Source organism: Pseudomonas emilianonis, assembly GCF_023072625.1.
GTDB lineage: Bacteria > Pseudomonadota > Gammaproteobacteria > Pseudomonadales > Pseudomonadaceae > Aquipseudomonas > Aquipseudomonas paraveronii.
Genome location: NZ_JAKNRV010000586.1, coordinates 1 through 2,094, shown reverse-complemented (window position 1 = coordinate 2,094; position 2,094 = coordinate 1). Strand labels below are relative to the sequence as shown.

The 2,094-nt window shown below is 64.2% G+C and carries 4 protein-coding genes; 3 read left to right on the top strand and 1 reads right to left on the bottom strand.

The genetic code is table 11. The features are described 5' to 3' along the window. Positions 1–254: pentapeptide repeat-containing protein (locus L9Z73_RS31685; RefSeq protein ID WP_430624329.1), on the bottom strand; the 254-nt coding region annotated here is incomplete at its 3' end. On the opposite strand from L9Z73_RS31685, the gene flgG reads away from it, so the two are divergent. The 3 genes from flgG to L9Z73_RS29690 form a co-directional block, all read left to right on the top strand. Further along, on the top strand, positions 163–945 hold the full coding sequence (gene flgG, locus L9Z73_RS29700; protein ID WP_247408472.1) for a flagellar basal-body rod protein FlgG: 783 nt from the start codon (positions 163–165) through the stop codon (positions 943–945). The genes L9Z73_RS31685 and flgG overlap by 92 nt on opposite strands. A 23-nt stretch (positions 946–968) precedes the next feature. After that, positions 969–1,622: a flagellar basal body L-ring protein FlgH gene (locus L9Z73_RS29695; RefSeq protein ID WP_247408470.1), complete on the top strand. Its 654-nt coding sequence runs from the start codon at positions 969–971 to the stop codon at positions 1,620–1,622. 11 nt (positions 1,623–1,633) lie between these two features. After that, positions 1,634–2,094 (top strand): flagellar basal body P-ring protein FlgI (locus L9Z73_RS29690; protein ID WP_247408465.1); only part of this gene is annotated, 461 nt, incomplete at its 3' end.

Below are 2,094 nucleotides of genomic sequence, written 5' to 3'. Positions count from 1 at the left end.
TGACGGTTGGCGTCGCGCCAGTCGCAGCCTTCGAGTTCGGCCGCATGAAAGTCGGTGTCGGTAAGGTTGGCTGCAACGAACGAGGCTTGAGTCGCTTTCATTTCCTGACATTGGGCGTACTGCAGGGCTGACCTCCCGGTTGAATAGACAAGGAACCGAACGATGATCCGATCACTGTGGACCGCGAAAACCGGACTGGAAGCCCAGCAAGGGCAAATGGACGTGATCGCCAACAACCTGGCGAACGTCAGCACCAACGGCTTCAAGCGCTCGCGGGCAGTGTTCGAAGATCTGGTGTACCAGAACGTGCGCCAACCCGGCGCGCAGAGCAGCACCGACACGCGCCTGCCCTCCGGCTTGCAGGTGGGCACCGGCGTGCGCGAAGTCGCCACCGAGCGCTTGCACACCCAGGGCAACCTGGAGCAGACCAGCAACTCCAAGGACCTGGCGATCAACGGCCTGGGCTTCTTCCAGGTGGACATGCCCGACGGCAGCACCGGCTACACCCGTGACGGTAGCTTCCAGCTCGACTCCAATGGCGAGATGGTCACCTCCAACGGCTACAAGCTGTCGGCCGGCGTGACCATCCCGGCCAACGCCACAGCCATCACGATCAGCAGCGACGGCATCGTCTCGGTGACCACGCCCGCCGCCTCTGCCTCGACCCAGGTCGGCCAACTGAACCTGGCGCTGTTCATCAACCCGGCCGGCCTGGAAAGCATCGGCCAGAACCTCTACCTGGAAACCGACGCCTCGGGCTCGCCCACCGAAACCACGCCGGGCCTCAACGGCGGCGGCACGCTGTCCCAAGGTTACGTGGAAACCTCCAACGTGAACGTGGTGGAAGAAATGGTCGGCATGATCCAGACCCAGCGTGCCTATGAAATCAACAGTAAGGCCGTCGAAAGCTCGGACGAGATGCTCCAGCGTCTGACCCAGCTCTGAGCGCCCGGTTCGAGACTCACTTTATGGCTCACAAGTATCTTCTGGCCGGCGTACTGGCCCTCGCCGGCTGCGATCAACTGCCCCACAAGCCGGTGGTGCCCGACGAAGAAGTCCAGGCGCAGGGCTACCCCGCACGCCTGGCCAACGGCTCGATCTACCAGAGCAGCCGCTCGCAGCCGCTGTTCGAAGACCGCCGCCCGCGCATGGTCGGCGACACCCTGACCATCCAGTTGGAAGAACAGGTCAGCGCCAGCAAGAACTCATCCTCCAATGCCAGCCGCGCCGGCTCCACGGGGCTGAGCCTGGCGACCACCTCCAGCCGGGCCAGCCAGGTCGGCTCCTTTGGGCTGGATGCTTCGACGACGCATGACTTCATAGGCGCCGGCGGTTCCCAGGCGAACAACTCGTTCACCGGCACGATTTCCGTGACCGTGATGCAGGTGATGCCCAACGGGCATTTGCGCGTGCGCGGTGACAAACAGATCGCGATCAACCAGGGCACCGAATTCATCCGTTTTTCCGGGCTGGTCAACCCGCGCAGCATCACCGGCGAGAACACCGTGTCATCGACCCAGGTGTCCCAGGCGCGCATCGAGTACGTGGGTGACGGCTACATCAACGAAGCGCAGCGGATGGGCTGGCTCCATCGCATCCTCCTCAACGTTTCCCCTTTCTGAGTACCCACGCCATGTTCACTAGAGCCGCCCGAACGTTGCGCACCCTGCTGCTGAGCTGCCCGTTGTGGCTGGGGGCCACGGTTCACGCCGAGCAGATTCGCGACATCGCCGACTTCGCCGGCATCCGCCCCAACAACCTGGTGGGCTACGGCCTGGTGGTCGGCCTGGACGGCAGCGGCGACCAGACCACCCAGAGCCCGTTCACCGAACAGGGCCTGACCAACATGCTGTCGCAACTGGGCGTGACCCTGCCGGCCGGTGCAAACATGCAGATGCGCAATATCGCAGCGGTGATCGTCACCGCCAGCCTGCCGGCCCTGTCGCGCCCAGGGCAGCAGATCGATGTGGTGGTGTCGTCCATCGGCAACGCAAAAAGCCTGCGCGGCGGCACCTTGCTGATGACCCCGATGAAGGGCGCCGACGGCGAGGTGTACGCCATGGCACAGGGCAACCTGCTGGTGGGCGGCGCTGG